Annotated in this window: 2 protein-coding genes; both read left to right on the top strand. The window is 71.0% G+C overall.

The annotated features are described in order from the left end of the window. The first annotated feature begins 25 nt into the window (after nucleotides 1-25). Entirely contained in the window at nucleotides 26-8,734 is an 8,709-nt protein-coding gene (locus tag ABZW96_RS26810; RefSeq protein WP_355078392.1) for an acyltransferase domain-containing protein, read from the top strand. After that, nucleotides 8,620-16,464 (top strand): SDR family NAD(P)-dependent oxidoreductase, encoded by a 7,845-nt coding sequence (locus ABZW96_RS26805; protein ID WP_355078391.1) that lies wholly within the window; start codon nucleotides 8,620-8,622, stop codon nucleotides 16,462-16,464. Before ABZW96_RS26810 ends, ABZW96_RS26805 begins: the two co-directional genes overlap by 115 nt. The last annotated feature ends 25 nt before the right edge of the window (nucleotides 16,465-16,489 follow it).

The following is a 16,489-nucleotide window of genomic DNA, read 5'->3' as shown; positions in this document are numbered from 1 at the left end:
GAAGCGGCGAGACAGAGGAAATCCCATGGTCGAAGCGGCGAATGACATCGCTATCGTCGGAATGTCGTGCCGGATGCCGGGCGCTTCCGACCTGGAGAAGTTCTGGCGGTTGCTGCGCGAGGGCCGCGATGCCGTCGGGCAGGCGCCCGCCGACCGGCCCGGTCTCGAGGAGACCGCGGGATTCCTCGACTCGGCCACCGAATTCGACGCCGGATTCTTCGGCGTCCCACCGAACGAGGCGAACGCCATCGACCCCCAGCAGTTGCTCGGGCTCGAGCTCAGCTGGGAGGCGTGGGAGGACGCCGGTCTCGGCGACGCGACGGGGGCGCGGGCCGGCGTGTTCCTCGGCTGCACCGGCACCGATTTCGCCGAAATCGTTGCCGCGCAGGGCAGCACCGGCGTCGGTCGGCATTCGCTGTGGGCCGTCGGACGAGGGGTCACCGCCAACCGGATCTCGAACTACTACAGGTTCACCGGGCCGAGCATGGTCGTCGACAGCGGGCAGTCCTCGTCCTTGGTCGCGGTGCACCTGGCCTGCGAATCGATCCGCGGCGGCGAATGCGAGGTGGCCGTGGCGGGCGGGCTGAATCTCATCCTGTCTCCGTTGAGCGGCGAACGGTACGAGCAGTTCGGCGCGCATTCGGCGTCGGGGAAATGTCACACCTTCGACGACCGGGCCGACGGTACCGTCCGCGGCGAAGGCGGCGGCATGATCGTGCTCGAGCCGGTGGAGCGTGCGATCGCCGCGGGACACCGGATCTACGCCGTGATCCGTGGCAGTGCCGTCAACAACGGCAACGAGCGGCAGGTATTGAGCGCCCCGAGCGGCGCTGCCCAGGCCGCCGTCATCCGGGCCGCGCTGACGGCGGCCCGGGTCGACGGCGCATCGGTGCAGTACGTGGAATTGCACGGCACCGGCACGCCCGCGGGCGACCCGGTGGAGGCGGCGGCGCTGGGCGAAATCTACGGCGCGGGCCGCCCGGCGGGCCGGCGGCTGGCCGTGGGTTCGGTCAAGACCAACATGGGGCATCTGGAAGGCGCCGCGGGAATCGCGGGATTGATCAAGACCGCACTGTGCCTGCGGCACGGGCAGCTCGCGCCCAGCCTGAACTTCCGAAGCCCCAATCCCCGTATCCCGCTGGACGAGTTGGGCCTGCGGGTGCAGACCAGCACGCAGCCGTGGACGGGCGACGCGCGTCGCCGGGCCGGTGTCTCGTCGTTCGGGATGGGGGGAACGAACGCGCACGTGATTCTCGAGGAGGCGCCCGCGACGGCTGCCGTCGAGGTGACCGGCGAGACCCGGCCCGCGGTGTGGCTGCTGTCGGCCCGGAACCGGGAAACCTTGCGGGAACAGGCTGTTCGTCTGCGGGAGTGGCTGGCGGAGCACCCGCGAGCCGGTACCGCCGAGGTGGCGTACTCGCTCGCCCACACCCGGACGCCGATGGAGTGGCGGGCAGCGGTGGTGGGGTCCGGCGCCGATCGGATGCGTGCCGGGCTCGCCGCCTTGGCCGACCCGGCACCCGACCTGGTCGCCGCTGATCCCACGGTGGTGTCCGGCCGGGCCGCGGCGCGCCGGGTGGTGTTCGTGTTCCCTGGCCAGGGCAGCCAGTGGGTGGGAATGGGCGCCGGACTGCTGGCGTCGGACGAGGTCTTCGCGGCGTCGATCGCGGAATGCGAGGCGGCGCTGGCGCCGTTCGTGGACTGGTCGCTGACCGACGTGCTGCGCGGGACGCCGGGAGCCGCCTCGCTGGATCGCGTGGACGTGGTGCAGCCGGTCCTGTTCGCGATGCTGGTATCGCTGGCAAGGCGGTGGCAGGCGGCCGGTGTGCGGCCGTCCGCGGTGGTGGGGCATTCGCAGGGCGAGATCGCGGCCGCGGTGGTGGCCGGTGGACTGTCGCTCGCGGACGGGGCGCGCGTGGTGGCCCTGCGATCGCGCGCGGTCGCGGAACTGCTCGCGGGCTCGGGCGGTATGGCGTCGGTCGGCTTGCCGGGTGGCGCGGTCGCCGACCGGCTGGCGGCCTTCGGCGGCCGATTGTCGGTCGCGGCGGTGAACGCGCCCGGTCAGACCGTGGTGTCCGGGGCGGCCGACGCGATCGAGCGGTTCCTGGCCGAGTGCGCGGCGGAAGGGATCTGGGCGAAACGTATTCCGGTGGACTACGCGTCGCATTCGGCGGCGGTGGAACGTATTCGCGACCGCGTGCTGGCCGACTTGGCGCCGATCCAGCCGAAAGCCGGTGCGATTCCGTTCTTCTCGACGGTGACGGCCGAGTTCGTGGACACCTCCGGCCTGGACGCGGCGTACTGGTATCGCGGATTGCGCGAGCAGGTGCGCTTCGCCGAGGCGATCGAGGCGTTGCTGCGCGCGGAGATGACGGCATTCGTGGAGACGAGTCCGCATCCGGTGGTCGCCTCGGCGGTCGAACTGGTGGCCGAGGCGTTGGGCGCGGCCGACCGAGTGGCGGTGTGCGGCACGCTCCGGCGTGGTCACGGGGGCCCGGAGGAGTTCGCCACGGCGTCGGCCCGGGTCTACTGCGCGGGTGTCGACGCGGTGGCGGCGGAATTGGCTCCGCCGGCCGCGCGAGTCGACCTGCCGGTCTACGCGTTCCAGCGCCGCCGGTGCTGGACGCCGGAGGTCGGCGCGGGCGCGGCGGATCTGCGCCGTGCCGGGCTGGTCGCGCCGGATCATCCGATACTGGGCGCCGCGGTGCCGGTGGCGGAGCGCGACGAATGGCTGTTCACCGGGCTTCTGTCCCCCGACACCCAGCACTGGCTGGCGGATCACCTCGTCTTCGGGGCTCCCGCGGTGCCCGCGGCGGTCTGGCTCGATGTCGCGTGGAGCGTGGGCGCTCGGGTGGAGGCCGCGCAGGTCGAGGAACTGCGGATCGAGGCGTCGCTGCCCGCGAACACGCCGTGGACGATCCAGGTGCGCGTCGCGGCAGCCGACGGGAGTGGTCGGCGGACGTTCACCATCCACGCCCGGCCCGCCACCGGTGCCGCCGCGGAATGGTCTCGGTGCGCGCAGGGAGTGCTGGCCGGAGACCGAGACGAGATCCCCGCTCGGCCGGACGTCGAGTGGCCGCCCGCCGGAGCCGAACCGGTGGCCGCCGAGGAACTCTACGACCGGCTGGCAGGCCGCGGGCTCGGCTACGGTGTGGCATTCCAGGGCGTCACGGCGTCCTGGCTGCGCGGTCGCGACGCGTTCGCCGAGGTGTCGCTCGACGAGTCGGTCGGCGATCGAGGCCGGTTCGGCATCCATCCCGCGCTGCTCGATGCCATGGCGCACGCCGCGACGGATCTGCTCGCCCACGACACACCCGACCGGACGCCGATGCCTCTGTCGTTCACCGGCGCTCAGCTGTATCGCTCCGGCATCGCCGCCGCCCAGGTGCGGATCGAGCGGGTCGATGCGGACACCGTGCGGGTGACGGCCGTCTCCGAGGACGGCGAGCCGGTTCTGGTGATCGGCTCGCTTCGGCTGCGCATGGTCGATCGGGTGATGGACGACTCCCCGGCGGCGGTGCCCGTGTCCGCGCCGACGCGCCGCAGGCGCGCCGCGGTAGAGGGTCCGCTCGCGCCGCGGCTGTTCGCCGTCCCCGAGCCGGAGCGCGACGCGCTCGTGCTGAACGTCGTCGCCGAACAGGCCGCCGCGGTACTCGGCTACGAGTCTCCCGAGGCCGTGCCCGCCGATCTGCCGTTCACCGCCTTCGGATTCGACTCGCTGAGCGGCGTCCAGTTGCGCGACCGGCTGGCCGCGGCCACCGGGCTGACGCTGCCCGCGACGCTGATGTTCGACCACCCCACGCCCACCGCGGTGGCGCGGCTGGTGCGCGCTCGGCTCGAAGGGACCGATCCCGCCGCGCCGCGTACCGTACGCCGCGCCCGATCCGACGAGCCGATCGCCATCGTCGGGATCGGCTGCCGCTTCCCGGGCGGTGTCGGATCGGCCGAGGACCTGTGGCGTCTGGTCGCCTCCGAAACCGACGCGATCACGCCGTTTCCCGAAGACCGGGGATGGGACCTGGAGCGGCTGTTCCATCCCGATCCGGACGAGCCGGGCACGGTCTACATCCGCGAAGGCGGATTCCTCTCCGGCGCGGCGGAATTCGACGCCGGGTTCTTCGGCATCGGGCCGCGGGAGGCGGCGGCGATGGATCCGCAGCAGCGGCTGATGCTGGAAGTCGCCTGGGAGGCGTTGGAAGACGCGGGCCTGGACCCCGCCGCGCTCCGCGGTACGGATGCCGGTGTGTACGTCGGCGCCTGCGCCTCCGGCTACGCCGACGGCGTGACCGGGGAGTACGAGGGTTTCCGGCTGACCGGGACGTCGCACAGCGTCATCTCCGGCCGCGTGGCCTACGCCTTCGGCCTGGAAGGTCCCGCGGTCACGATCGACACCGCGTGTTCCTCGTCGCTGGTCTCACTGCACCTGGCTTGTCAGGCGCTGCGCCAGGGCGAGACCTCCCTGGCGCTGGCCGGTGGGGTGAGCATCTCGGCGAGTCCGGCGCTGTTCGTCGACTTCGCGCGTCAGCGGGGGTTGGCGGCGGACGCGCGGTGCAAGCCCTTCTCCGCCGCGGCCGACGGCGTGACCTGGTCCGAGGGCGTCGGCGTGCTGGTCGTCGAACGCCTCGCCGACGCCCGTCGCCTCGGGCACCGGGTCCTGGCGGTCGTGCGCGGTAGCGCGATCAACCAGGACGGTGCGAGCAATGGCCTGACCGCGCCGAACGGTCCGTCGCAGGAGCGGGTGATCGCGGCGGCGCTGGCCGACGCGGGGTTGCGGCCCGCCGATGTGGACGCGGTGGAGGCGCACGGAACCGGTACCGCGCTGGGCGATCCGATCGAAGCGCAGGCGCTCATCGCCGCCTACGGCGCCGAGCGAGCGGAACCGCTGCGCATCGGATCGGTGAAATCGAATATCGGTCACGCCGTCGCGGCCGCCGGTGTCGGTGGCGTGATCAAGATGGTGCAGGCGTTGCGGCACGAGATCCTGCCGAAGACAGTGCATCTCGATGCGCCGAGTCCGCACGTGGACTGGTCGGCGGGTTCGGTGCGGCTGCTGAGCGAGCCGGAGCCATGGCCTGCGGGCGACCGGCCGCGTCGTGCCGGGGTGTCGTCGTTCGGTATGAGCGGGACGAACGCGCACCTGATTTTGGAAGAAGCTCCGTCGCAGGCGATTTCCGCAGAGACGCCTACCGCCGCAGATGATCCGGGTGATGGTGATCGCGGTGTCCGGACGTGGACGGTGTCCGCGCGCACCCCGGAAGCATTGCGTGCGCAAGCGGTTCGGCTCACCGAATGGCTCACCGCGCAACACGACGTGAACGTGGCGGATGTGGCGCACACACTGCTGCGGCACCGCGCGCAGCTGGAGTTTCGCGCCGCGGTGGTCGGGCGCGAACTCGGGGATCTGCGGTCCGGGCTCGCGAGTCTGGCCGAAGCCTCCGACAGCGATTCCGTGGTCACCGGCCGTGCCACGGCGCGGCGGGTGGCGTTCGTGTTCCCGGGTCAGGGCAGCCAATGGCCCGCGATGGGCGCCGAACTGCTCGCCACGCATCGAGTTTTCGCGGAGTCGATCGCGGACTGCGAGGCGGCGCTGGCGCCGTTCGTGGACTGGTCGCTGACCTCCGTCCTGCGTGGGGAGCCGGGCGCGGCATCGTTGGACCGGGTGGATGTGGTGCAGCCCGCGCTTTTCGCGGTGCTGGTGTCGCTGGCGCGAGTGTGGCGGGCGAGCGGTGTGGAGCCCGCCGCGGTGGTGGGGCATTCGCAGGGTGAGATCGCGGCGGCTGTGGTGGCGGGCGGGCTTTCGCTCGCCGACGGCGCGCGTGTGGTCGCCGTCCGGTCCCGGATCGTCGCGGAGGAGCTGGCGGGTGCCGGTGGCATGGTGTCGGTCGGGCTGGCGGCAGAGGCGGTCGCGGACCGCTTGGCCGGGTTCGGGGACCGGTTGTCGGTGGCGGCGGTGAACGGGCCGGGGCAGACCGTGGTGTCGGGGGAGATCTCCGCCGTGGACGAATTCCTCGCGGCCTGCGCGGCCGACGGTGTGTGGGCGAAACGGATTCCGGTGGACTACGCGTCGCATTCGGTCGCGGTGGAAGCCATCCGCGAACGAGTCCTGACGGAGCTGGCTCCGGTCGCGCCGGTATCCGGTTCGGTGCCGTTCTTCTCGACCGTGTCCGCGGACTATGTCGACACCGCGACGCTGGACGCCGCCTACTGGTATCGCGGCCTGCGCGAGCCCGTCCGGTTCGCCGAGTCGGTCGCAACGCTGCAGCGAGCGGGTGTGAACGCCTTCATCGAGGTCAGCCCGCACCCGGTTTTGACCGTAGGGATCGAGCTGGCGGCGGATGCCATCGGCATGTCCGGCCGCGTGGCCGTGCTGGGCACCCTGAGACGCGAACTCGGCGGGCCGGAACAACTCTCGCTCGCGCTGGCGCGCGCCCACTGTGCCGGTATCGACCTGGCCGCACGGGCATTGGCGCCCGTCGCCACCCGGGTGGACTTGCCGCGGTACGCGTTCGAGCGCAAGCGGCACTGGCTGGCGCCTGGCGGTGTGCCGGATATTCGGCAGTCGGGTCTGGACGAGGCGGCGCATCCGTTGCTGGCGGCGATGGTCCGGCTGCCGGACAGCGACGAGGCGGTGTTCACCGGCCGGCTGTCGCGTTCGGCGTATCCGTGGCTGTCCGATCACGCTGTCGCGGGTGTGGCGTTGCTCCCCGGAACCGCCTTCGTGGAGCTCGTCCTGCACGTCGGCGCGGTGGTCGAGTGCACGCGGGTGTCGGAACTGGTGCTCGAGGCGCCCTTGGTGGTGCCGTCGTCGGGGACCGTCGAGCTACGGGCGGTGGCCGCCGCACCGGACGAGTCGGGCAGGCGCAGGGTGTCGGTGTACTCCCGGTCGGACGAGGCCGCATCCCGTGTCGGGCACGATGCGGCCGACCGGAGCTCGGGCACGCCGTGGGTCCGGCACGCCGTCGCCACGATCACCGCCGAAGCGGATGCGGCCGAGGCGTCGGTCGTGGCCGTCCGCCCACCGGCCGCTGTGGCCGCGATCGATATCTCCGCTGTCTACCCGGAGTTGGCCGAGCGTGGCTACGAATACGGTCCGGTGTTCCAGGGACTGACCGCCCTGTGGCGCGGTGACGGCGAAGTCTTCGCCGAAGTGACACTGCCGGAGCCCGGCCGCGCCGGCGCCGCCGAATTCGGCGTACATCCGGCATTGCTGGACGCGGCGCTGCACGCGGTCCTGCTCGGCGGGCTCGTCTCCGACGTGCCGGATGGGACGGTCGCGGTGCCGTTCTCCTGGGAGAACGTCAGGCTGTACGCGACGGGAGCGACCACGCTGCGGGTCCACGCGTCCCTGTCCGGCTCCCCGTCCGCCGGACCGCGGATCGCGGTGACCCTCACCGATACCTCGGACCTGCCGGTGGCCGAGGTGGGCGCGTTGACCATGCGCCCGATCCCGGTCGAGGCGCTCGGACGGTCCCGGCCGCGCAGCGAGGGACTCGGCTACCGGGTGGAGTGGGTCGCGTCGTCCGCGCCGGAAGTCGCGGCCGCCGGGGTCTGGAGCGAAGCCGAAGACGGCGACACCGTGCGCGTCGAGGGACGGGTGGCGACGGTGATCCGGCTCGACGAGGCCGCGGGCGGCACTGTGCCGGAATCGGTACGGGATGTAGTGACCGCGGTGACCACGCGGGTGCAGCGGTTGCTGGAGCGGGAGACGCCTATCGTCGTGGTGACCCGCCAGGCCGTGGCGGTGCATCCGGGTGAGTCGGTGGATCCGATCGCGGCCGCGGCGTGGGGGTTGCTGCGCACCGCACAGACCGAGCACCCGGATCGGCTTCTTCTCGTCGACGTCGACGACTGGGCCGAATATCGGGAGAGCGTCGCGCTCGCGATGACCACGAGCACCGAACCCCAGTTCGCCGTCCGTCGTGGTGTCGCGCACGTTCCGCGCTTGCACCGGGCAGCGGGCGACGTCGGGAACGCGAGCGTGGCGACGCGGGCTTCGGCGTGGGCGCTGACCCACCATGGCAAAGGTGCCCTGACCGGCGACAACCTGACGCTGACCGAGACGCCGGACGCGTCGCGGCCGCTCGGACCCGGCGAGGTCCGGGTGGCGCTGCGGGCGGTCGGTCTCAATTTCCGCGACGCCTTGATCGCCTTGGGCATGTACCCCGATCCGGACGCTGTGCTGGGTGTGGAGGGCGCCGGTGTGGTGGTCGAGGTGGGTTCCGAAGTGCCGAATCTCGTGCCGGGCGAACGTGTTTTCGGGTTCTTGACCGGTGTGGGGTCGGTCGTGGTGGCGGACTGCCGGTTGGTGATGCGGATGCCTGCGGGGTGGTCGTTCGCGGAGGCGGCGGCCGTACCCGCGGTGTTCGCGACGGCGTTCTACGGATTGGTGGATATCGCGGGGACACGCGGTGGAGAGACGGTGTTGGTGCATGCGGCGACGGGTGGGGTGGGGTTGGCTGCGGTGCAGTTGGGGCGGTGGTTGGGTGCGCGGTTGGTGGTGACGGCGAGTCGTCCGAAGTGGGGTGTGTTGCGGGGGTTGGGTTTTGGTGAGGTGAGATCGGTGATTCGCGGTCGCTCGATTTCGAGGGGAAGTTCCGTACGGGGCTGGGTGGTGTGGATGTGGTATTGGATTCGTTGGCGGGTGAGTTCGTGGACGCCTCGTTGCGGTTGCTGGGGCCCGGTGGCCGGTTCGTGGAGATGGGGTTGCTGGATCGGCGTGATCCCGAGCAGGTAGCCGCCGACCACCCCGGGGTGCGGTACGACAGTTTCGTCCTGCTGGAGGTGGCGCCGGAACGGCTGCGGGAGATCCTGACAACGGTTGTGCAGCTGTTCGAGGCCGGGATCTTGACGCCGTCCCCGCTCACCGCATGGGATCTGCGGCAGGCGCCGGAGGCGTTGCGGTTGATGAGTCAGGCTCGGCATATCGGCAAGAACGTGCTGACCGCGCCTACACCGTTGCGGCCTGAGGGCACGGTATTGATCACGGGTGGTACCGGTGGGTTGGGTGCGTTGGCGGCTCGGCATCTGGTCACCGAGTACGGGGTGCGCAGGCTGGTGCTGGCGAGCCGACGCGGCCCGGAAACGCCCGGTGCGGCCGAACTCCGCGAAGAGCTCGAGGCTCTGGGTGCGCACGTGGAGGTCGTCGCCTGTGACGCGGCGGACCGGGACGCACTCGAGACGACGCTCGCGGCGATCCCGTCCGAGCATCCCCTGACCGGCGTCGTCCACGCCGCGGGTGTGCTGGCCGACGGCCTGTTCACCGGCTTGACGGCGGAGCGGGTCGCGGAGGTGTTGCGGCCGAAGGTGGATGCGGCGTGGAATCTGCACGAGGCGACGCGGCATCTGGATCTGTCGATGTTCGTGTTGTATTCGTCGATCGCGGGTGTGATCGGTAATGCGGGACAGGCGAATTACGCGGCGGCGAACATGTTCCTGGATGCGCTGGCACAACACCGGCGGGTGAACGGCCTGCCCGCGACGTCGATCGCGTGGGGGTTGTGGAGTCGCAGCACCGGTATGACGGGCGCGTTGGGTGATGCTGATATCGCCCGTTTGCGGCGGGAGGGTTTCCCGCCGTTGGGCGAGCGCGAGGGGATGGCCCTGTTCGACGCGGCACTCGCGGGCGGCGCGTCGTCGTTCGTGGCTGTCCGCGTCGACCGTGACGCACTGGCGGAAACCAAATCCCGTGCCCTGACAAGCGATTTGGTGCGGCCGTCCCGACGCAGGGTCGCCGGTGCGGTGGCGCAGCGGCCGGAACTGGCCACGCGGCTGGCGGGTCGCTCGGCTGCCGAACAGGACCGCATCGTCCTCGATCTCATCCGCGCCCAGGCGGCGGCGGTGCTGGGACATACGAGCGCCGAGTCGATCCCGGCGGACAAACCGTTCCGCGACATCGGCTTCGACTCACTCGGTGTCATGGAATTCCGCAACAGGCTGTCCGAAGCCATCGGTCTGCAACTGCCGTCGACGCTGGTCTTCGACCATCCGACCGCCACAGCTATGGCGAAGCTGGTGCGCTCTCTGGCGGCGCCGACCGCCGCCGAGCAACCCGCCGAACAGGCGCCACGCCGGGACCGCGCGGTCGACGAACCGATCGCCATCGTGGGCATGAGCTGCCGCTTCCCCGGCGGGGTCACCTCACCGGAGAGTCTCTGGGACCTGCTGGTCGCCGGCGTGGACGCCAGCGGAGACTTCCCCACCGACCGCGGCTGGGATCTCGAGCGACTGTTCGACGCCGACCCGGACAAACCGGGTACCTCCTACACCCGCCGCGGCGGATTCCTCGCGGACGCCGGTGATTTCGACGCCGGTTTCTTCGGCATCGGTCCCAGGGAGGCGTCCGCCATGGACCCCCAGCAGCGCTTGCTGCTGGAAGCGACCTGGGAGGCGCTCGAGAATGCCGGTGTCGACCCGGTCGCGTTGCGTGGCAGCGATACCGGCGTCTTCGCCGGAGCGTGCTCATCCGGCTACGGCGACCGGGTCACCGGAGAACTGGAGGGCTACCGCCTCACCGGCACCACGCACAGCGTGATCTCCGGCCGGGTGGCCTACGTCTTCGGTTTCGAAGGCCCGGCCGTCACCGTGGACACCGCGTGCTCCTCGTCGCTGGTCGCCCTGCATCAGGCCACCCGCGCCCTGCGCGACGGAGAGACCTCGCTGGCACTGGCCAGCGGTGTGACCGTCGCGGCCGATCCGTATCTCTACGTCGACTTCGCCCGCCAGCGCGGCCTGGCGCCCGATGGACGCTGCAAATCGTTCTCCGCCGACGCCGACGGCGTCGGATTCGCCGAGGGCGTGGGGGTGCTCGTGCTCGAACGGCTGTCCGATGCCCAGCGCCTCGGGCACACCGTGCTCGCTCTCGTGCGCGGTAGCGCGATCAACCAGGACGGTGCGAGCAATGGCCTGACCGCGCCGAACGGTCCGTCGCAGGAGCGGGTGATCGGGGCGGCGCTGGCCGACGCGGGGTTGACGCCCGCGGATGTCGACGCGGTGGAGGCGCACGGAACCGGGACGACGTTGGGCGATCCGATCGAAGCCCGGGCCCTGATCAATGCCTACGGGCGCGACCGCGCCGGTCGCCCGCTGCTCATCGGGTCGGTGAAATCCAATCTCGGCCACACCATCGCCGCCGCGGGCGTCGGTGGCGTGATCAAGATGGTGCAGGCGCTGCGGCACGAAACCCTGCCGAAGACACTGCACGCGGACGAGCCGAGCCCGCATGTGGACTGGTCGGCGGGCGCCGTGCGACTGCTGACCGAGGCAGAGGCGTGGCCCATCGGGGACCGGGTCCGCCGGGCGGGCGTGTCGTCCTTCGGCGTCAGCGGCACCAACGCGCACGTCATTCTGGAAGAGGCGCCCGCGGCGGGGCTGTCACCGATCGTGCCCGCTCCCGGGCCTCGCATCGAGACGGTCGTGCCCTGGCTGGTGTCGGCCGAATCCGAGTCGGGCCTGCGGTCGCAGGCCGAGCGGCTACGGCAGTGGTCGATCCGCCACCCCGACGCCACACCATGGGACACCGCCCACGCGCTGCTCACCACCCGTGCGCAACTGCCGTGGCGCGGCGCCGTCGTCGGACGCGACCGGGACGAACTGCTGGCCGGGCTGGCCGAATTGGCCGCAGGCAGCCCGGGCGCGATCGCGGCGAAGACGAATGGGGCGGGCCGGACGGCGTTCCTGTTCACCGGGCAGGGCGCTCAACGCGCCGGGATGGGCGCCGGTCTGTACGCGGCGTTCGGCGTGTTCGCCACGGCCTTCGACGAGATCTGCGCCCATATCGATCCGCTGCTCGGCCGGTCGCTGCGGGAGTTGGTCTTCGACCCGGACGGCGCCGGTCTGCTGGAGCGGACCGAGTTCACCCAGCCCGCCCTGTTCGGGTTCGAGGTGGCGCTGTTCCGGCTGCTGGAATCGTTCGGCGTCGTTCCGGACGTGCTCATCGGACATTCGATCGGCGAACTGACCGCCGCGTATCTCGCCGGGGTGTGGTCACTGCCGGACGCGTGCGCGCTGGTGGTGGCGCGTGGGCGGTTGATGGGCGCATTGCCCGGCGGCGGCGCGATGCTGGCCGCGGCGATCCCCGAAGAACAGGCGGTGGATCTGCTCGACGAGTTCGCCGGTGAGGTTTCGCTGGCCGCGGTGAACGGTCCGGGAGCGGTGGTGTTCTCCGGCGCGGCCGCCGCGATCGCCGCGATCGCCGACCGGCTGGCCACGGCGAACGCGCGGACTTCACGGCTGCGGGTGAGCCATGCGTTCCATTCGGCGGCGATGGAACCGATGCTGGACGAATTCCGCCGGGTGGCCCGAGGCTTGACCTACCATCGGCCGTCCCTGCCGATCGTGTCGAATGTGTCGGGCGCCCTGATCGATGCCGAACCGACCGACCCGGACTACTGGGTCGCCCAGGTGCGCGGGTGCGTCCGCTTCGCACCGGGGATCGCCACCCTGATCGACGACGGCGTCCGGCGGTTCGTCGAGGTCGGCCCGGATGCCGTGCTGGCCGCCATGGTTCGGCAGTGTCTGGCCGAAAAGCCCGACGCGGAAGCGGAATCGATCGTGGTCGCGGCCGCTCGGCGCTCGACCGACGAGCCGGACCAGCTCGTGACCGCGCTGGCGCAGGCCACCGCCGGAGGAGTGCCGGTGGACTGGACGCCGCTGTTCGCGGGCCGCGCGGTCGAGCGGGTAGCACTGCCGACCTACGCGTTCGAGCATCGGCGGTACTGGTTGCCACCGGTCCGGGTGGCGGATGTCTCGCGCTCGGGACTGGACGACGCGGGTCATCCACTGCTGGGCGCTCTGGTGCGGTTGCCGGATTCGCCGGATGTCGTGTTCACCGGGCGATTGTCCGGAGCGGATCATCCGTGGCTGGCCGATCACGCGGTCGGCGGGGCTGTCGTGTTCCCCGGCGCCGCCTTCGTCGAACTCGTCTTGCACGTGGGCGCGGCAGTGGACTGTCCCGCGGTGTCGGAGCTGGTGATCGAGGCGCCCTTGCCGGTGCCCGCGGCGGGTGCCGTCGAATTGCGGGTGGTCGCCGGTGGGCCGGATGAATCCGGTGCACGGGCGGTCACGGTGTATTCGCGGTCGCGGGACGGCGAGGAGCCCGGTGCCGACTCTGCCGAGTGGGTACGTCACGCGACCGCGACGGTGGCCGCGCGAGCGGATGGCCCGTCAGCCGCGTCGGTGGCGACGAGCTGGCCACCGGCAGGCTCGACCGCGCGTGAACTCACCGGCGCGTATGCGGATCTGGCCGAGCTCGGCTACGAGTACGGCCCCGCGTTCCGGGGGCTTTCCGCGCTGTGGCGCGGCGACGGTGAGGTCTTCGCCGAGGTCGTGCTGCCCGAGTCCGCTCGATCGCAGATCGGCGGGTACGGAGTGCATCCGGCGCTGCTGGACGCGGCGCTGCACTCCGTCCTGCTCGGTGGGCTGGCCGAATCGGAGGACGGTGCGGTGGCCGTGCCGCACTCGTGGGAGAACGTCAGGTTGTACGCGGCCGGAGCGACCACGGTGCGAGTCCACGCCGCCGTATCCGCCGTAGCGGCGGGAGAAACCCGAATCGCGGTGACGCTCAGCGATGTCTCGGGGCGGCCCGTGGCCGTGATCGGTGCGTTGAGCCTGCGCAGGCTCTCGGCCGATGTGTTCGCGTCGGTGCGCCGCCGCGCCTCCGGCTACGGCATCGACTGGATCGCACTGCCCGCCGTCGAGCCGAGCGTGACCGCGGCCTGGGAAGTCGCAGGTGATCTCGAGACCGTGCAGGTCGCGGGCGCGGACGCGACGGTGGTCCGCCTCGAAACCGAGGCCGAGAAGGGTGAGCTGCCCGCGATTGTGCGAGCGGTGGTGACCGCGACGACGAGTCGCGTACGAGAGCTGCTGGAACGAGAGGGTCGGGTCGTGGTGGTGACCCGGCGGGCGGCGCCGGTCCATGCCGGTGAGTCCGTCGACCCGGCCGCGGGAGCGGCGTGGGGAATGCTGCGCACCGCCCAGAGCGAGCACCCGGAGCGGATCCTGCTCGTCGACGTCGGCGACTGGGCCGATTACCGGGAGAGCGTCGTCCTGGCGCTGACTCTGAACGCCGAACCGCAACTCGCCGTCCGCGGCGGCATTCCGCACGCACCGCGTCTCCACCGTGCCGGGCGCGCGGATGACGCCCGCCTGCGTGGCGCGGAGCTATTGGTCGCCGGGACTTCCGACCACCGGGAATGGTCGTTCGCGCCGACCGGGAAAGGCACCCTGACCGCGGACAATTTCGGCCTGCGCGTACTTCGGGACGCGTGGGAGCCACTGGCTCCGGGGCAGGTGCGGGTGCGCACGATGGCGGTGGGCCTGAACTTCCGGGACGTACTCGTCTCGCTCGGCACCTACCCCGATCCGGACGCTGCGCTGGGTGTGGAGGGCGCCGGTGTGGTGGTCGAGGTGGGTTCCGACGTGACGAACCTCGTGCCGGGAGATCGAGTCTTCGGGTTCCTGTCGGGTGTGAGGTCGGTGGTGGCGGTTGATCGCCGATTGGTGGTGCGGATGCCTGCGGGGTGGTCGTTCGCGGAGGCGGCGGCGGTACCCGCGGTGTTCGCGACGGCGTTCTACGGATTGGTGGATGTGGCAGGGGTGCGCGCTGGGGAGCGGGTGTTGGTGCATGCGGCTACGGGTGGGGTGGGGTTGGCTGCGGTGCAGTTGGGGCGGTGGTTGGGTGCGCGGTTGTTGGTGACGGCGAGTCGGTCGAAGTGGGGTGTGTTGCGGGGGTTGGGTTTTGGTGACGGTGAGATCGGTGATTCGCGGTCGGTGGAGTTCGAGGGGAAGTTTCGTGCGGTGGCGGGTGGTGGTGTGGATGTGGTGTTAGATTCGTTGGCGGGTGAGTTCGTGGATGCGGGGTTGCGGTTGTTGGGGCCGGGTGGCCGGTTCGTGGAGATGGGGTTGCTGGATCGGCGTGATCCGGCACAGGTAGCCACCGAACATCCCGGAGTCGCCTACACCGGTTTCATGCTCATGGACCTGGCGCCCGATCGGCTCCACGAGATCTTGACCCGCATCGTCGATCTGTTCGAGGCGGGTGTCCTCACTGCGTCTCCACTCACCGCATGGGACATCCGGGATGTGCCCGAGGCATTGCGATTCATGAGTCAGGCTCGGCATATCGGCAAGAACGTGCTGACGGTGCCCGCGCCGTTGCGGCCTGAGGGGACGGTGTTGATCACCGGTGGTATCGGTGGGTTGGGTGCGTTGGCGGCTCGGCATCTGGTCACCGAGTACGGGGTGCGCAGGCTGGTGCTGGCGAGCAGACGCGGCCCGGATACACCGGGTGCGGGGGAGTTGCGCGACGAGCTCGTCGCTCTCGGCGCGCACGTGGACATGGTCGCTTGCGATGCGGCGAACCGGGATTCGTTGGATGCGGTAGTGGCGGCGATCCCGCCGGAGCATCGGTTGACCGGTGTCGTGCACGCGGCCGGGGTGCTGGCTGACGCGCTGCTGGAGAACATGACGGCGGAGCGGATCGCGGAGGTGTTGCGGCCGAAGGTGGATGCGGCGTGGAATCTGCACGAGGCGACGCGGCATCTGGATCTGTCGATGTTCGTGTTGTATTCGTCGGTCGCGGGTGTGATCGGTAATGCGGGGCAGGCGAATTACGCGGCGGCGAATGTGTTCCTGGACGCGCTGGCGCAGCATCGGCGGGTGAACGGCCTGCCCGCGACGTCGATCGCGTGGGGGCCGTGGCAGCAGAGCACCGGCATGACGCGGACACTCGCTGACGCCGACTTCGCCCGTTTGCGGCGGGAGGGTTTCCCGCCGTTGGGCGAGCGCGAGGGGATGGCGCTGTTCGACGCCGCGCTGTCAGGTAGCAGGGCCGCGTTCGTGGCGGCCCGCATCGACCGGTCCGCGCTCACGGAGATCGCCGATCACGACCCGCGGCCGATCATGCGCGACCTGGTCGGACCCGACCGGCGCCGAGCCGAGACCGTGGTGGGTGGATCGCCGCAACCGGTGAACCGCCTTGCGGGCCTGTCGACCGCCGAGCAGGACCGCGTCGTCCTCGATCTGATCCGCGCCGAAGCCGCGGCGGTTCTCGGGAGCGACGCCGAGACGATCGCCGCCGACAAACCCTTCAGCGACATCGGATTCGACTCACTCGGTGTCATGGAATTCCGCAACCGGTTGAAATCGGCCGCGGGCGTCCAGGTGCCCGCGACGGCGATGTTCGACTACCCGACTCCGAGGGACCTGGCGGGCTATCTCCGCCAGGAGATCGCTCCGGTGGAGGACCCGGCGAAACGGCTCGCCGCCGAAGTCGAAGCGCTGGCCCACAGTCTCGCCTCCGCCGAACTCTCCGCCGCCGACCGGTCCTCCCTGGCGACCACATTGTCCGCCCTGCTGCGTGAACTCGAAGGCAGGGACGCCGGCGCCGCCGATCCGGGCGGCGACGCCGACCACCTGGACACCGCGGACGATCACGAACTCTTCGAGTTCATCGACAACCTCAGCTGACCTCGCACGATCAGGAGCCCCACCG

The organism is Nocardia sp. NPDC004168, assembly GCF_040610355.1.
Classification (GTDB): domain Bacteria; phylum Actinomycetota; class Actinomycetes; order Mycobacteriales; family Mycobacteriaceae; genus Nocardia; species Nocardia sichangensis.
Note: the sequence above shows the minus strand (reverse complement) of the source record. Positions and strands in the feature narration are given on the sequence as shown.

Excerpts from the sequence above, each read along its gene's own strand:
- ABZW96_RS26810 (WP_355078392.1), top strand. The coding sequence starts at position 26 with ATGGTCGAAGCGGCGAATGACATCGCTATCGTCGGAATGTCGTGCCGG.